14 protein-coding genes are annotated in these 14,765 nt (G+C 66.0%); 6 read left to right on the top strand and 8 right to left on the bottom strand.

Annotated features, from left to right (window positions below):
• Positions 1 to 36: 36 nt before the first annotated feature.
• Together ASE48_RS21730 and ASE48_RS21725 are read left to right on the top strand one after the other, a co-directional pair.
• Complete coding sequence (locus tag ASE48_RS21730; protein ID WP_057169213.1) at positions 37 to 513, top strand: nuclear transport factor 2 family protein; 477 nt, start codon at positions 37 to 39, stop codon at positions 511 to 513.
• A gap of 46 nt (positions 514 to 559) precedes the next feature.
• Positions 560 to 1,411 carry an SDR family oxidoreductase gene (locus tag ASE48_RS21725; protein WP_057169212.1) on the top strand — a complete coding sequence of 284 codons (852 nt, stop codon included), beginning with the start codon at positions 560 to 562 and terminating at the stop codon, positions 1,409 to 1,411.
• Positions 1,412 to 1,537: 126 nt separating this feature from the next.
• On the opposite strand, the gene dnaB is transcribed toward ASE48_RS21725, so the two are convergent.
• The 8 genes from dnaB to ASE48_RS21685 form a co-directional block, all read right to left on the bottom strand.
• Positions 1,538 to 4,171 carry a replicative DNA helicase gene (gene dnaB, locus ASE48_RS21720; RefSeq protein ID WP_082614363.1) on the bottom strand — a complete coding sequence of 878 codons (2,634 nt, stop codon included), beginning with the start codon at positions 4,169 to 4,171 and terminating at the stop codon, positions 1,538 to 1,540.
• Positions 4,172 to 4,655: 484 nt separating this feature from the next.
• Entirely contained in the window at positions 4,656 to 5,111 is a 456-nt protein-coding gene (gene rplI / locus ASE48_RS21715; RefSeq protein WP_057169211.1) for a 50S ribosomal protein L9, read from the bottom strand.
• A gap of 14 nt (positions 5,112 to 5,125) precedes the next feature.
• Entirely contained in the window at positions 5,126 to 5,386 is a 261-nt protein-coding gene (gene rpsR, locus ASE48_RS21710) for a 30S ribosomal protein S18 (protein WP_057169210.1), read from the bottom strand.
• A 38-nt stretch (positions 5,387 to 5,424) separates the two neighbouring features.
• On the bottom strand, positions 5,425 to 5,952 hold the full coding sequence (locus ASE48_RS21705; RefSeq protein WP_057169209.1) for a single-stranded DNA-binding protein: 528 nt from the start codon (positions 5,950 to 5,952) through the stop codon (positions 5,425 to 5,427).
• A gap of 102 nt (positions 5,953 to 6,054) precedes the next feature.
• Positions 6,055 to 6,345 (bottom strand): 30S ribosomal protein S6, encoded by a 291-nt coding sequence (gene rpsF, locus ASE48_RS21700; protein WP_057169208.1) that lies wholly within the window; start codon positions 6,343 to 6,345, stop codon positions 6,055 to 6,057.
• An 83-nt stretch (positions 6,346 to 6,428) separates the two neighbouring features.
• Positions 6,429 to 8,027: a glycosyltransferase family 87 protein gene (locus ASE48_RS21695; protein ID WP_082614361.1), complete on the bottom strand. Its 1,599-nt coding sequence runs from the start codon at positions 8,025 to 8,027 to the stop codon at positions 6,429 to 6,431.
• A gap of 71 nt (positions 8,028 to 8,098) precedes the next feature.
• Positions 8,099 to 10,579, bottom strand: coding sequence for a transglycosylase domain-containing protein (locus ASE48_RS21690; protein ID WP_156409320.1), 2,481 nt, complete (start codon positions 10,577 to 10,579; stop codon positions 8,099 to 8,101).
• Entirely contained in the window at positions 10,572 to 11,003 is a 432-nt protein-coding gene (locus ASE48_RS21685; protein ID WP_057169383.1) for a DUF5318 family protein, read from the bottom strand. The genes ASE48_RS21690 and ASE48_RS21685 overlap by 8 nt, the downstream gene beginning before the upstream one ends.
• An 81-nt stretch (positions 11,004 to 11,084) precedes the next feature.
• On the opposite strand from ASE48_RS21685, the gene ASE48_RS21680 reads away from it, so the two are divergent.
• From ASE48_RS21680 to ASE48_RS21665, 4 genes are all read left to right on the top strand, one after another.
• Complete coding sequence (locus tag ASE48_RS21680; protein ID WP_057169207.1) at positions 11,085 to 11,963, top strand: DUF1707 SHOCT-like domain-containing protein; 879 nt, start codon at positions 11,085 to 11,087, stop codon at positions 11,961 to 11,963.
• A 38-nt stretch (positions 11,964 to 12,001) separates the two neighbouring features.
• A complete protein-coding gene (locus ASE48_RS21675) occupies positions 12,002 to 12,871 on the top strand; it encodes a DUF1707 SHOCT-like domain-containing protein (protein ID WP_057169206.1) in 870 nt (289 codons plus the stop codon).
• A 198-nt stretch (positions 12,872 to 13,069) separates the two neighbouring features.
• Positions 13,070 to 13,618, top strand: coding sequence for a PadR family transcriptional regulator (locus tag ASE48_RS21670; protein WP_057169205.1), 549 nt, complete (start codon positions 13,070 to 13,072; stop codon positions 13,616 to 13,618).
• A gap of 36 nt (positions 13,619 to 13,654) precedes the next feature.
• Positions 13,655 to 14,749, top strand: a complete 1,095-nt coding sequence (locus ASE48_RS21665) for an inositol-3-phosphate synthase (protein WP_057169382.1) — start codon at positions 13,655 to 13,657, stop codon at positions 14,747 to 14,749.
• Positions 14,750 to 14,765: the final 16 nt, after the last annotated feature.

Here is a 14,765-nt window from a genome sequence, read left to right as displayed (position 1 = left end):
TCGCACCGCTCTGTTGAGAAAGGAGTTTCCACTCCGATGACTGCCGACCCCTTGACGGTGTTGACCGAGTTCCTCGCCGACGCCTTCGATCCCGACAAGATCACGGAGGTCACCGAGCGCTTGGTGGCCGACGACGCCACATATGTCTCACTGACCTTCGATCCCGACCCGGGCCTGCACGAGATCATGCCGTGGGCCGGCACCAACCACGGGAAGTCGGCCTTCGTCGACAACTTTCGCGGTGTCAGCACGCAGTGGCGGCTCGAAGACTTCACGCCGCTGGACACCCTGGTCGACGGTGACAAGGTGGCGCTCTTCGGACGCTTCACTCTGCGATCGGTGACACTCGACAAGGCGGTGACCTCACCCTGCGCTGTGCTGGCAAAGGTCAGCGACGGCAAGATCCGGTACTTCCAGTACATGGAGGACACATTCGCGACGGCACTCACGTTCCGCAGTTCCGGCACCTGGACCATCGACGCCGTGCCAGGCGCCGATACCTTCGAGGTGTAAAGGTGACGCGCCACGCCCCTGGTTGGGCGAGATCTTAGGAGTATGGATGCCGGGAATCGCCGATAAGGCCGTCCGCCACTGGCTTGTCACTGGCGGGTCAGGTGGTCTGGGCCGCCGTCTCGTCGAACACGCGTTACGGCAGGGAGATCGGGTCACCGCGACCGTGCGTCGCGCCGGCGCGCTGAGCGACCTGGCCGAGGAGTACGGCGGTCGCCTCAACGAGCGGGTTCTCGATCTCACCCGGCTCGACGACGTCGACGATGTGATCCACCGGCTGATTGCCACGGATCCGGTGGACGTGGCCGTCAACAACGCTGGTTTTGCCGTGGTCGGCGCTGCGGAGGAGATGAGCGTGGAGCAGATCCGTGGGCAGCTGGACGTCATGCTGATGGCGCCGCTGCTCATCACGCGCGCCCTTCTGGCGCCGATGCGCGAGCAAGGTGGCGGCCGAATCATTCAGATCTCCAGCATGGGGGGTCAGGTCGCCATCCCCACGCACAGCTCCTACCACGCCGCGAAGTGGGGTCTGGAGGGGTTCACCGAGAGCGTCAATCAGGAGGTGTCCGGATTCGACGTTCACTTGACGTTGGTCGAACCTGGCGGTACACGAACGGGTTTCAAAGACAATCTGACATTCGCTTCGGAGTTGGGTGTTTATCACGGCACTCCGGTGGATCAGGTCAGACGCCAGCTTCAGGACGCCGACGCGAACGCCATGACCGGCGACCCGGTCAAGATTGCCGCCGTGGTCTTTCAGACCACCCGTCAGACCCACCCGCCGCTGCGTCTGACCCTTGGCGATGATTCTTACGACGCCATACACGCGGCACTGACTGGCCGTTTGGCCGCCTTGGCGAATCAGCGCGCGGTGGCTGAGTCGATCAGCTTCGGCCGCTGAGCTTTTCGTCGGCCAGGCCGGGATACCGGGCGGCCACTCTCACGTGAATGTCCCACTGGACATCAGGTGGACATGTGGAATGAGACTTGGACATCAAGGTTGAGAAGCCACAGCTACCGGGATCGACTATCGCGCCATGTTGGTAAACCGCGACAGGTGCAGCTGGTGCGCCACAGTGATATTCGCGGTGGGGCCGTTACGGTGCTTGCCTAGGATGATGTCTGCCTCGCCACCGCGCGGGTCCTCACGGTCGAAGGCATCGGGGCGGTGCAGCAGCATGACCATGTCCGCATCCTGCTCGAGCGAGCCCGACTCGCGAAGGTCAGAAACCTGCGGGCGCTTGTCCGTTCGCTGCTCGGGACCACGGTTCAGCTGGCTGATCGCGACCACCGGAACATGTAGCTCCTTGGCCATCAGCTTGAGGCTTCGGGAGAAGTCCGAGACTTCCTGCTGGCGCGAATCGTATTTCTTTCCGGAGCTCATCAGCTGCAGGTAGTCGACGACGATCAGCTGTAGATCGGCCTTCTTCTTCAGGCGTCTCGCCTTGGCACGGATTTCCATCATGGTCAGGTTCGGTGAGTCATCGATATAGAGCGGCGCCTCGCTGATCTCACTCATCCGCCGCGCGAGCCGTGTCCAGTCGTCATCGTTCATGCGGCCGGACCGCATATCGCCGAGCTTGATGTTGGCCTCCGCCGATAGCAGGCGCATCACGATCTCGGATTTGCTCATTTCCAGCGAGAAGATGACGCTGGCCTGCCGGTGTTTGATGGAGCAGGACCGCATGAAGTCCAAGCCCAGTGTGGAGTTGTGGGTCGGCACCATCGAGCGGCTCGCCAGATACATGTGGCTGTCGTTGTCCACCTCGACACACCGGACAGGAACCGATGCCACCGGGCGCACGTCGACGATGAACCGCGATCCGCGCCGGGCGGAGCCGCTGTTGGCGCGGCGTTCCTTGTGCAGCAGCGACTTCCGCTCCAAACCGAACACGATGTCGTCGGTCGAGAACGTCAGCGTGTAGGCCGTCGAGGATGCTTCGGTGTGACCGCGCACCCGCTTGGTCGACATCTGGCAGCGGTAGCCGAGGCTCACGATCAGCTCTTCGACATCCGTCACCAACCTGCGGTCGGTGACACTGAACTGCACCGAACCGCCGTGCGTCACAGTGCCATCGGTGTCGAGTAGGCCGGCGAGCAAAGCACGTCGCTGCGCCTCCGAGGCACGCAGATACCGCATCGGGATGTGCTTGTTACGCAATACCCCGATCGTGCGCAGCCGAGCCTGCAGCGTCCCGACAGTGTTCCGGCAGTTCTGGCACAGCACGAGACCGCAGGACGGCCCACCGCACCGCGAGCAACTCGGGGCGGGTACCGGTGCCGTGGACCGTGCCCGTCCACCGCACGACCGGCCGCAGGTCCGGACCTCGCTGGTTCTCGGCACGAACATCTCGCCGCACACCACGCAGGCCTTAGCTGAAGTCCCGGGTGACGCAGGCAGTATCAGTTGATAGCGCCGGTCTGCCGATGCCGACGGACGAGCGATAATGCCCTCCGCTTCGATCCGCATGATGATCTCTGGATCAGCGGAGGTGATCTGCGCCGCCGCACTGGTGCCGTCCCCCAGCCATGCGCCCAGCGTGTAGGGCGGCACCAGCAGATCCGCTTCCGGTGTCGCCAGCGGTTTGGCGTTGACCACCGAATGATTCAGGCGCCGATCGGACGTCGAGCAGCGCAGCGTCTGCGCGAGTTCCTGCGTCGTTCGGATCGAGGCGAACGTCCGCTGATTCTTGTAACCGTTGTAGCCGATCGCGGCGGCCTGCGCAGACTTGCGCGACGCGCGGGTTTCGGTGAGCCACTGATGCTGTTCGTCCGCAACGATCACCGTGCCGTCCGAGAACTCGACCTCGTAGCACGGACGTTCCACCATGACGTCGGTCGCGGCGACCACGCGGGTGGGCAGGCCGTCATCACCGACGAGCTCATCTCCCACCGAGACATCACCCATGGTGGTCCAGCCGGTCGGCGTCGGCAGCGGGGTGTCCAGCGCCAGCGCCTTACCCACGCCAGGTCGGGCCGCGATGATGATCATCTGCCCGCCGTGCAGACCGTTGGTGATCTCATCGAGATCGACGAATCCGGTCGGGATACCGCGCGAAATACCCCCCGAGGACGCGATGGCGTCGATCTCGTCCATCGTGGGCTGCAGCAGGTCTTCGAGGGCGACGAAGTCTTCGGACTGCCGCCGGTCGGCGACGTCGTAGATCTCGGACTGGGCGCGGTCCACGATGTCGTGCACGTCGGCCCCGTCGGCGCCGGCGTAGCCGTACTGCACGACGCGCGTACCGGCCTCCACCAGACGACGCAGCAGCGCCTTCTCGGCCACGATGGTGGCGTAATAGCCGGCGTTGGCCGCGGTCGGCACGGTGGAGATCAGGGTGTGCAGATAGGGGGCACCGCCGACCCGGCGCAGCAGTCCGCGCCGGTCGAGATCGGAGGCCACGGTGACGGCGTCGGCCGGCTCACCGCGGTCGTAGAGGTCCAGAATTGTCTCGGCGACGTCCTGATGCGCGGGGCGGTAGAAATCGCCGGGCCGCATCTTCTCCAGCACGTCGGCGATGGCGTCCTTGGACAGCAGCATGCCGCCAAGCACGGCCTGCTCGGCCGCCATGTCCTGGGGAGGCTGCCGCCCGATGTCCTCGCGAGGCGGCTCGTCGATCCCCGGGTCACCACCACGACTGAAGTCGTCTACGACGGCCACGAAGCGTCCCACCTACCCCTCTAACGCTCATCGCACATACATTCGATTGTAGCTGCGCGCGACAGTATCGAATACCCCCGACAAGTCGCGCGGAGGTAGTCGCGACGGCAAACGTAAGGCTTTGCTGAGGTGCGTGCAACCGGACCCTGTTAGTGAACCTGTGGATGGCGTGTGCACAGCTTCGGTCAGCGGTGTTGACGGGTTGTGGACAACCTGTGCACAAATTTCCGATTTCAGCGATCCAGTGCAGGTGGAGCGCGATTTTGCGTTATGTGACGCTGTGGACACTAACTGCCACGGCGTGTCGGGTCCGGTTGCACTTTCGGGCGTGTTGGATTGCGCCCAGAAGCCGAACAGGTTAACAGCCGGTTTATGTTGCTGGGTGTGAATTGCGGCAACTAGTTCGCTGGAGCGCCGCCCACAAACACAGCAACGCCCGGGTGGGAAGCGATGAGCTTCCCACCCGGGCGTTTGAGGACTGCTTTTACTCCGCAGTGACGTCCAGCGAGACCGCGGCGGTGACGCCGGGGTGCAGCTTGACACCGATCTGGTAGGTGCCGGTGGCCTTGATGTGGGCCTTGGGCAGTTCGACGGTGCGCTTGTCCAGGTTCGGACCGCCCGCCTTCTTGATGGCACCGACGACCGAGGCCGGGGTGACCGAACCGAACAGCTTGCTGCCACCGGATGCGGCGCGCACCGGCAGCGTGACGGCGCCCAGCGACTCCAGGGCGTTCTTCAGTTCGTTGGCGTGCTCGACGCCACGAACTTCCTTGATCTCGCGGGCACGACGGATCTCTTCGGCCTGGCGCTCGGCGCCACGGCTGGCAGCGATGGCCAGACCGCGGGGCAGCAGGTAGTTACGGCCGTAACCGTCCTTCACCTCGACAGAATCGCCGGCGATACCCAGGTGTTCCACCTCAGCGGTGAGAATCAGCTTCATGGTGTGTCTCTCCCCTACCGCGTCGACGAACCGAACGGCAGCAGAGCCACCTCGCGGGCATTCTTCACTGCGACGGCAACGTCGCGCTGATGCTGGACGCAGTTGCCGGTCACCCGGCGGGCGCGAATCTTGCCGCGCTCGCTGATGTAGGTGCGAAGCAACCCGGTGTCCTTGTAATCGATGATCTGGTTCTTGCCCTTCTTCGAGCAGAACACGCACTTGCGGGTCTTGACCGGCTTTTCCGGTGCCGGCCGCCGCTTGTTGGTCTTGGCCATGGGTCAATCTCTTTCTTGAAAACTGCTGAAAATACTTGTCAGAAGGGCGGTTCGTCGTCGCTGCCGCTGTAAGAACCGGCCGCCGGGGCACTGCCCCACGGATCGTCCTTGGGCTGCTGTTCGGAACCGCCGCCGCGTGGCGCACCACCGCCGCTGTTTCCACCGCCACCGCCGCCGAACCCACCGCCGCCGCCACCACCGCGGCTGGCCTTGTTGACCTTGGCCGTGGCGTAACGCAGCGAGGGGCCGATCTCGTCGACCTCGAGTTCGACAACAGTGCGCTTCTCACCCTCACGGGTTTCGAAGGACCGCTGCTTGAGCCGACCGGACACGATCACCCGCGAACCGCGGGTGAGGCTCTCGGCCACGTTCTCGGCCGCCTCACGCCAGATGTTGCAGCGGAGGAACAGCGCTTCGCCGTCCTTCCACTCATTGGTCTGACGGTCGAACGTCCGCGGCGTGGAAGCCACGGTGAAGTTCGCGACCGCGGCACCGGACGGCGTGAAACGCAGTTCCGGGTCAGCGGTCAGGTTTCCGATAACAGTGATGACGGTGTCACCAGCCACGAGATCCTCCTGGGCGTGTAGTCAAAGCGGCGTATGCGTACAAGTGCAGTCGCAGGCGAGCCTACGGACTTGCACCGACGTACACAGTGGTGTCGCGTCGACTCAGTGCTTGTCGGTCCGCATCACCTTGGTGCGCAGCACCGACTCGTTCAGGTTGAGCTGGCGGTCCAGCTCGGAGACGGTCGCGGGCTCAGCCTTCAGATCGACGACGGCGTAGATGCCCTCGGCGTGCTTGGCGATTTCGTAGGCCAGCCGGCGGCGGCCCCAGATATCAACCTTGTCGACACTGCCACCGTCCTTGCGGATGACGTTCAGGAACGTCTCCAGCGAGGGAGCTACGGTGCGCTCGTCAAGAGTGGGGTCAAGGATGACCATGACTTCGTATGGACGCATAAGGAACCCATCACCTCCTATGGTCGTTGCGGCCACGGCGTGTCCGTGGCAGGAGGGTCGCCTGCGTCGGCAACCGGCCCAGACTACTGGAACGGGTGCTGATCTGCGAAATCGTCCCGGCGATCGGATACGAGTGTGGGCACGTGTTCGAGATCCTCGGCCGAATTCGCACGTACGGCAACACTGGGCCGCAGCCACGTCGGCAGCCAGCGCGGCGGGTTGTCCGGCGCGCCATCGAACACGCCACCGGACGGATCGTCGACGGCGCCGCGATGACGGACCAGGTCCAGCTCCGGTCTGCGGATCTGGCGGACCACCAGCACGATCAGCACCACCACCGCGATATCGCGCAGCAGCACCGTGATGGTGAACCACTGCTCGGGCAGCCCGCGGTTCTGCTCGCCGTACAGATAGAGCATCCGCGGCACCCAGACCAGCGCGTCGATCGTCATCCACGCCAACAGGATTCGGCGGTGCGGAAGCGCCAGCACGGCCAGCGGCACCAACCACAGCGAGAACTGCGGGCTCCACACCTTGTTGGTCAGCAGGAAGACGGCCACCACCAGGAACGCCAGCTGCGCCAGCCGCGGGCGCCGGGCGGCCGTCAGCGCCAGATAGCCGATACCCGCGCAGCACAGCAGGAACAGCACCGCCGTCACCGCATTGGTGACCGTCGGCGGCTCCCAGAACCCCAGGCCCGGGTCGAACCCCTGCCAGCCGGTGAACGACTTCACCACGTTGTAGATGGAGTCCATATCGTCACCGCGGCGGGTGTTGAGCCGGAAGAACTCCGACCAGCCCCGCGGGAACAGCACCAGCACAGGCAGATTGACCACCAGCCAGACCAGCAGCGCCGACACCGCCGTCTTGGTGAACTCCCGCATCCGGCCGGTGCGCAGGCACAGCACCAGCAGCGGCCCGAGTAGCAGCAGCGGATAGAGCTTGAGCGCCACCCCGATGCCGATCAGCGTCCCGGCGAGCACCGGCTTTCGTCGCGACCAGGCCAGCAGCGCGCCCGTCGCGCAGGCCACTGCCAGGGCGTCGAAGTTGGTGAAAATCTGGAAGATCAGCAGTGGGGACGCGGCCACCAGCGCGGCATCCCAGATCCGCCGGCCGGCCAGCAGCGCGGTCGCCCAGACCGTCAGCAGCCAGGCCAGCGCCAGGCCGAATGCGGAGATGTTGAAGAACATCACCACTTCGGCCACCAACGGCACCGACACCAGCTTCGTCAGCGCCGAGTACGTTTTCGCCAGCGACATCGACAGGTACTGGTAGATGCCGGTCAGGACCGGATATTCCATGTAGCGGATCGGCGGGCTGCCGTCGAAAACGACATGGGGGTTGCCGTCGCCGTCCTTCTCGATCCAGCTCGACTTGTACGGAAACTTGCCCTGGTTCAACAGTTCTGCGGTGTACAGCGGAACCGTGTCCGAGTAGCACAGCGAGTAGTAGGCGCGCTGGTTCTCCCAGTTGGCGACGCGCTGCGCGGCGGTGCCGGTATCGGTGGACTGCAGGCAGGCCGCCTTGGTGGAGTAGCCCAGCGCCAGGAAGATGACGCCGATCAACAGCATCACCCGTAGCGGTGTCCAGAACCGGGAGCGGCCGATCATCGCGTGGCGACCGACCGGGCCACCGATGGTCTGGGCGAGCGCCGAACCGATTGCGTCGTTGCGGCTGGGCATGTCCCGGCCGTCGTCACTGCGCCGATCTCCCGCGAGCGGCGCGGGTGAAACCGTACCCGCGTCGCGCTCGGTCACGGCGGCGGCGGGATCGGGGCGCCGGGCGCGACCGGTGCACCCGGCGGGGGCGGCGGCACGTTGGGATCACCGGGCACCGGCGGCACCGGCGGACCGACCGGCACCGTCGTCGGCGGGCCCCACGGGATGGTGATGCCCGGCGCGATCTCCAGCGTCGGCTGGATCACCGTCTCCGACGGCGGCGGCGGGATGGCCGGATCCGACGACGGTGGCGGCGGCGGTGCGGCCGGCGGACCGGCGTACCCCCCGATCTCGGGCGGCTTCGGGAATGTCTCGTTGTCGGTGCCGTCGAGGGCGCCGTCCATGGTGGCTTTCCAGATGTCCGACGGCAGCCCCGAGCCGTAGACCGGGCCGCCCCACTGGTTGACCAGCGGCTTGTCCCCTCCGGTGGTGCCCACCCAGACGGCGGTGGACAGCGACGGCGTGAAACCGACCATCCACGCGTCCCGGTTGGCCCCGGTGTCACCGAGCTGGTTGGTGCCGGTCTTGGCCGCCGACGGACGCCCGCCGGCCAGGTTGTGCCCGTTGGAGTAACCGGCGATCGGCTGCATCGCGGCGGTCACGTTGTCGGCGACAGCGGAGTCGATGCGCTGCTCGCCCTCGTCGCCCCCGGAGGAGTCGAACAGCACGTTGCCCTGCGAGTCCTCCACCTTCTGCACGAAATGCGGGCGGTGCCACACGCCGGAGTTGGCCAGCGTGGCGTAGGCGGAGGCCATGTCGATGACCCGGCTCTGGTACTGGCCGAGCACGATGCCGTTATTCGGGGCGCCGCCCTGACCGTCCTCGCTCAGGGTGTGTTCCACGCCGGGGAAGCTCTCGGCGATCCCGGCCTTGTGCGCGGCGTCGGCCACGTCCTGCGGGCCGTTCTGCAACTTGAGCATCAACCGGTAGTAGCTGGTGTTGAGCGACCGCTTGAGCGCCTCGGCGATATTGCAGGTGCCGCAGCCGCCGCCCTCGACGTTGGTGATCTTGATGCCGTTGAGGTCCAACGGTGAGCTGTCGATGTTGTAGCCCAGCCCGATGCCCTGCTGCAGGGCCGCCACCAAGGCGAACACCTTGAACGAGGACCCCGTCGGCAGACCGGCCTGCGCGAAGTCGAAGCCGTTGGCGTCCGATCCGCCGTAGTAGGCCTTCACCCCACCGGTGCGCGGATCGATGGAAACCACCGCCGACCGCATGTCGGGGTCCTGGTCCTCCAGGGTCTCGGCGACGGCCTCCTCGGCGGAGCGCTGCGCGTTCGGGTCGATCGTGGTGGTGATCTTCAGACCCTCGGTGTTCAGCGTCTGCTCGGTGATGTCGAAGAGCTCGAGGAGCTCCTTGGTGACCTGACGTTCGATGAGCCCGTTGGGGCCGGTGGTCTGGTTGGCCGTGCTCGCGAAATCGGGTGCCACCGTCGGCGGGAACACCTGGGCGGCGCGGTCGGCCGGGGAGAGCGCACCGATCTCGACCATGCCGTCGAGCACCCAGTTCCAGCGGTCGGCCGCACCCTCGGGGTCCACCGCCGGGTCCAGTGTGGAGGGCCGCTGGATGAGCGCCGCCAGCAGCGCGCCCTCGGCCACGTTCAGCTGTTCGACCGGTTTACCGAAGTACGCCTGGGCCGCCGCGGAGATGCCGTACGAGCCGCGGCCGAAGTAGATGATGTTGAGGTAGGACTCGAGCACCTGGTCCTTGGACCACTCCCCCGACATCTTGGTGGAGATGACGAGTTCCTTGGCTTTTCGCACCAGCCCGCCGACGCCGGAGCGTTCGTCACCGACGAGCGCGTTCTTCACGTACTGCTGGGTGATGGTGGATCCGCCCTGCAGGCCGTTGCCGCCGCCGAACAGGTTGTTCAGGAACGCGCGGGCGAAGCCGGTGAACGAGAATCCCGGGTTGGAATAGAAGTCCCGGTCCTCGGCGGCCATCACCGAATTGCGGACGTGCACCGGAATTTGGTCGATCTTCACATCGACGCGGTTGCCCTCGGGCGGAATGATTTTCGCGAGCTCGCTGCCGTCGCTGGCCAGGATGGTGGAGACCTGAGCGGTGCGGATGTCGCCCGGTTTGGGGACATCGACGATCAGGTACGCCATGCCGAACGTGATCATCGGCAGCGCCACGAACAGCACCAGCGCGGCGTACAGCGAGCGGCGCACCCACTTCCACTGGAAGCGGCGTCCGGCCTTCGGCCCGGGAGCGCCCGGGGGCGGCCCGCCGGGGCCACCTGGACGACCCGGACCGCCCGGGGGCGGAGGTGGCGGTGGCCGGCGCGGGGGCCCACCATCGAGAGCGGCCTTGACGACATCGATCGGGTCGCGCAGGTGCGGTGCCACGTCGTGGCGGACCGGAGGGATCAGCGCGGTCCTGCGGTCATCGGGAACGCCACCTGCGGGCGGTGCGCGGTGCGCGGGCGGGTTCGGGCGGGCAGGGCTCGCGCCAGCGGACCGCTCGTTTCCGGCATCATCCGCTGACCTGCTCTGGCGCCCTTCGCTATTCACTGGCCGTACGCGCGTCGGAACGCGCCGTTCGAGTGCTCTTGCCGCGTGTCCCGTTCTTCGGGCGCGGCGTGCCGAGCACATACGACTTGACCAGATGATTCCAACTGCAAGTGCGGCATACCTCCACCACATGGACGGCGAATTCGTCGAAACGGGTCGCGAGCAGCACCAGCTCCTCAGCGGTGCGCGCCGAACCCGACACCGCGCCGAGGTGCTCGCCGAACACCCAGGACACCAGGGTCAGCTGTTCCTTCCGGCAGATCGGGCACATCACCGAACTGGTCTTCCCGTGGTACTTGGCGGCGCGCAGCAGGTAGGGGTTCGCATCGCAGACTTCGGTGACACCGGTCCGCCCGGAATACACCTCGGCCAGCAGGGACCGACGCCGCAGGGCGTAATCCACCACCTGTCGCTGCAATCGCACGACCACCAGAGTACGTCGGTGCCCCAGCTACCGAGGCGCGACGGCAGCGGGATGGCCGCAGAACTTCTAGCATCATTCGTCGTGGCGGGACGGCAGACAGCACGAACACGGGCACGCGACACCGACCGCGATGCCGCGTGCAAGGCCTTGGACAACGCGTTCAGCGAAGGCCAGCTCGCGATGGACGAACATCGGCGTCGCATCGATGCCGCCATCAAGGCGGCCACCCTGGCCGAGCTGCACGAACTGCTCGACGATCTGCAGCTCGACGATCCGCTGCCACAGCCCCGACCGACGAAACAGCGTCGCCGCGACATCGGTCTCGCGGTGGCCGGAGGCCTGGTCGCGCTGATCGTGGCCGTCGGCTGGGGTGTCGCGTCGCAGCCCGATGCGCCCGTGGACCCGCCGGACGCCGCCGTTCCGGAAACCCCGGCGCCACCGCCGGCCGTCACCCCGGCCCCGCCGCCCCCGGTCGACGACGTGCCGCCGGTGGTGCTGAACCTGCCGCGGTACATGGACACCGTCGAGGGCATGACCGGCGTCCTCGACGAGATCCGCAAGCGCTTCGGCAGCACCATGGGCTACGAGCTGGCTTTCCGGCCAGACCAGGCATTTCTGTCGCTGCCCGATCCCGCCAACGATGAGCGCAAGGTGATCTACACCTATCGCGGCGGTTGGGGAAGTCCCGCCGGCTCCGCGCGATCCGACTCGGACATCCTGGTGGACCTCAGCCTGTTCGACATCGGCGCCACGGTCGCCGCCTGGCAGTCGGCACCCGCCACGCTGCAGATCGCGCCCGACGATGTGCAGGACTCCTATCTGGATGTCGACCACATCGCCGAGCCCGGCGGGCCGGGTGCACTGGAGACGCTGATCCGGGTCACCACGAAGTCGGGGATGAACGGTTTCATCTATCTGGACCCGGCCGGCGCGATCAAAAGGGTCGAAAACCCGAGCTGAGCGCGCCGCGGCGGGCCCTGCGCCCTACGATCATCGGCGTGGCGACACGGCAGACGGCGGGCACCCGGGCGAAAGACTCCGACCGCGACGACACGTGCAAGGTTCTGGACAGCGCGCTGAGCGAAGGTCAGCTGTCCATGGAGGAGCACCGGCAGCGGGTGGCCTCGGCGACCACCGCGGCGACGCTCGGCGACCTACAGTCACTGGTCGCCGATCTGCAGACCACGAGTTCACCGATCAAGCTGCCCGACCTCAAGCCCGAGCGCTCCGCGGTCGCCATCGGCGCCGGGGCCGGCTGGGGTATCCGCATCGCGACGGCCGTGGTCCTGGTCATCCTCGGGATCGCCATCGGCTGGGGGCTGTACGGCAACACGTCCTCACCGCTGAGCTTCGAGACCGATCCCGGCGCCAAGGACGACGGCATTCCGGCGACCGTGCTGACCGCCCCGCGGCAACTGCAGTCACTGGGCGGACTCAACGGGTTGTTCCAGCAGATGAAGACGAAATTCGGTGACACCAAGGGTTTCGACCTGACGATCTTCGACGACTACGCGTCGCTGGAACGTCCGGACCCGAACGAACCCCGCCGGGTACTGCGCTACAGCTACCGCGGCGGCTGGGATGACCCGTCGGAGACCAGTGTCAGCAGCGACGCCCGCCTCGTGGATCTGGCTGCCTTCGATGTGCCCACGTTCGTCGGCCTGATCCGCGGCGCCCCGGAGACCCTCGGCATCGACCCGGCCGAGGTCAAGCAGATCCACATCAGTGTCGGCCCCAACTCCGATACCACCGCGCCGCCGGAGAGCATCGAGATCAGCGTCTACGTCTCGCCGCAGTTCGGGAACAGCGGATACATCGAGTTCAACGGCGATGCCTCGGTGAAGCGGATCAACTACCCCAGCCCCTGATGCGATTTGTGGAGTTCTTGTCGGAATGAGTCCGACGAGAACTCCACAAATCACCGGGGTGATCGCCGAAATGTCATCCTCATGTAGCGCCGTATATATCGGCGCGATACACTTTGCCGAGGTGTTGGTCCGTCGTAGCGACCGACCAAACGATGGCGATGGGGTGCGGCCCCGGGCCGCACAGGGGGAGGTGATTCGATGCTGGAGCTGGCCATTCTGGGACTCCTGCTGGAGTCGCCGATGCACGGCTACGAGCTTCGTAAGCGCCTGACCGGGTTGTTGGGCGCGTTCCGCGCGTTTTCCTACGGCTCGCTGTACCCGGCGCTGCGGCGCATGCAGGCCGACGGCCTCATCGTCGAGGACGCCGCCCCGGACGGAACCCCCAAGATGCGCCGCGCCCGGCGCGTCTACCAGCTCAGCGATACCGGCAAGGCACGCTTCGCCGAGCTGGTGGCCGACACCGGACCGCAGAACTACACCGACGACGGTTTCGGCGTGCACCTGGCGTTCTTCAACCGCACGCCCGCCGAGGCCAGGATGCGCATCCTGGAAGGCCGTCGTCGTCAGGTGGAGGAACGCCGCGAAGGTCTGCGGGAAGCGATCGCGCGGGCGAGCACGTCGCTCGACCGCTACACCCGCCAGTTGCACCAGCTGGGCCTGGAGTCCAGTGAGCGCGAAGTCAAATGGCTCAACGAACTGATCGCGGCCGAACGCGTCGCACAGGGCAACCCGGAAACACAGCCGTGAGCATCACCGAGCATCGAGATCCAAAGGAGAATGACCATGTCGAAGCCTGAGTCCACCGAAGTCAGGGTCGCGATTGTCGGAGTCGGCAACTGCGCATCCTCCTTGGTCCAGGGTGTGCAGTACTACCGCGACGCCGACGAGAACGTCAGCGTCCCCGGCCTGATGCACGTGAAGTTCGGGCCGTACCACGTCCGCGACGTGAAGTTCGTCGCCGCGTTCGACGTGGACGCCAAGAAGGTCGGCTTCGACCTGTCCGAGGCCATCGGCGCCTCGGAGAACAACACCATCAAGATCGCCGACGTACCGCCCACCGACATCATCGTGCAGCGCGGCCCGACGCTCGACGGCATCGGCAAGTACTACTCCGAGACCATCGAGGTCTCCGACGCCGACCCGGTCGACGTCGTCAAGGTGCTCAAGGACGCCAAGGTCGACGTGCTGGTGTCCTACCTGCCCGTCGGTTCCGAAGAGGCCGACAAGTTCTACGCCCAGTGCGCCATCGACGCCAAGGTCGCGTTCGTCAACGCCCTTCCGGTGTTCATCGCCTCGGACCCGGTGTGGGCCAAGAAGTTCAGCGACGCCGGTGTGCCGATCGTCGGCGACGACATCAAGAGCCAGGTCGGCGCCACCATCACCCACCGCGTGATGGCCAAGCTGTTCGAGGATCGCGGCGTCACCCTGGACCGCACCTACCAGCTCAACGTCGGCGGCAACATGGACTTCAAGAACATGCTCGAGCGTGAGCGCCTGGAGTCCAAGAAGGTCTCCAAGACCCAGGCCGTGACCAGCAACCTGACCGGCTCGCTCGCCGACAAGGTGTACGACAAGAACGTGCACATCGGCCCGTCGGACTACGTCGCCTGGCTCGATGACCGCAAGTGGGCCTACGTCCGCCTGGAGGGCCGCGCCTTCGGTGACGTGCCGCTGAACCTGGAATACAAGCTCGAGGTCTGGGACTCGCCGAACTCGGCAGGCATCATCATCGACGCCGTGCGCGCCGCGAAGATCGCCCTGGACCGCGGCCTGGGCGGCCCGATCCTGCCGGCCTCGGCCTACCTGATGAAGAGCCCGCCGGAGCAGCTGGCCGACGACGTCGCCCGCACCCAGCTGGAAGCTTTCATCGAAGGCTGATTCTTTCCGCCGAGAG

It is taken from the genome of Mycobacterium sp. Root265 (genome assembly GCF_001428895.1).
Taxonomy (GTDB): Bacteria; Actinomycetota; Actinomycetes; order Mycobacteriales; family Mycobacteriaceae; genus Mycobacterium.
Note: the sequence above shows the minus strand (reverse complement) of the source record. Positions and strands in the feature narration are given on the sequence as shown.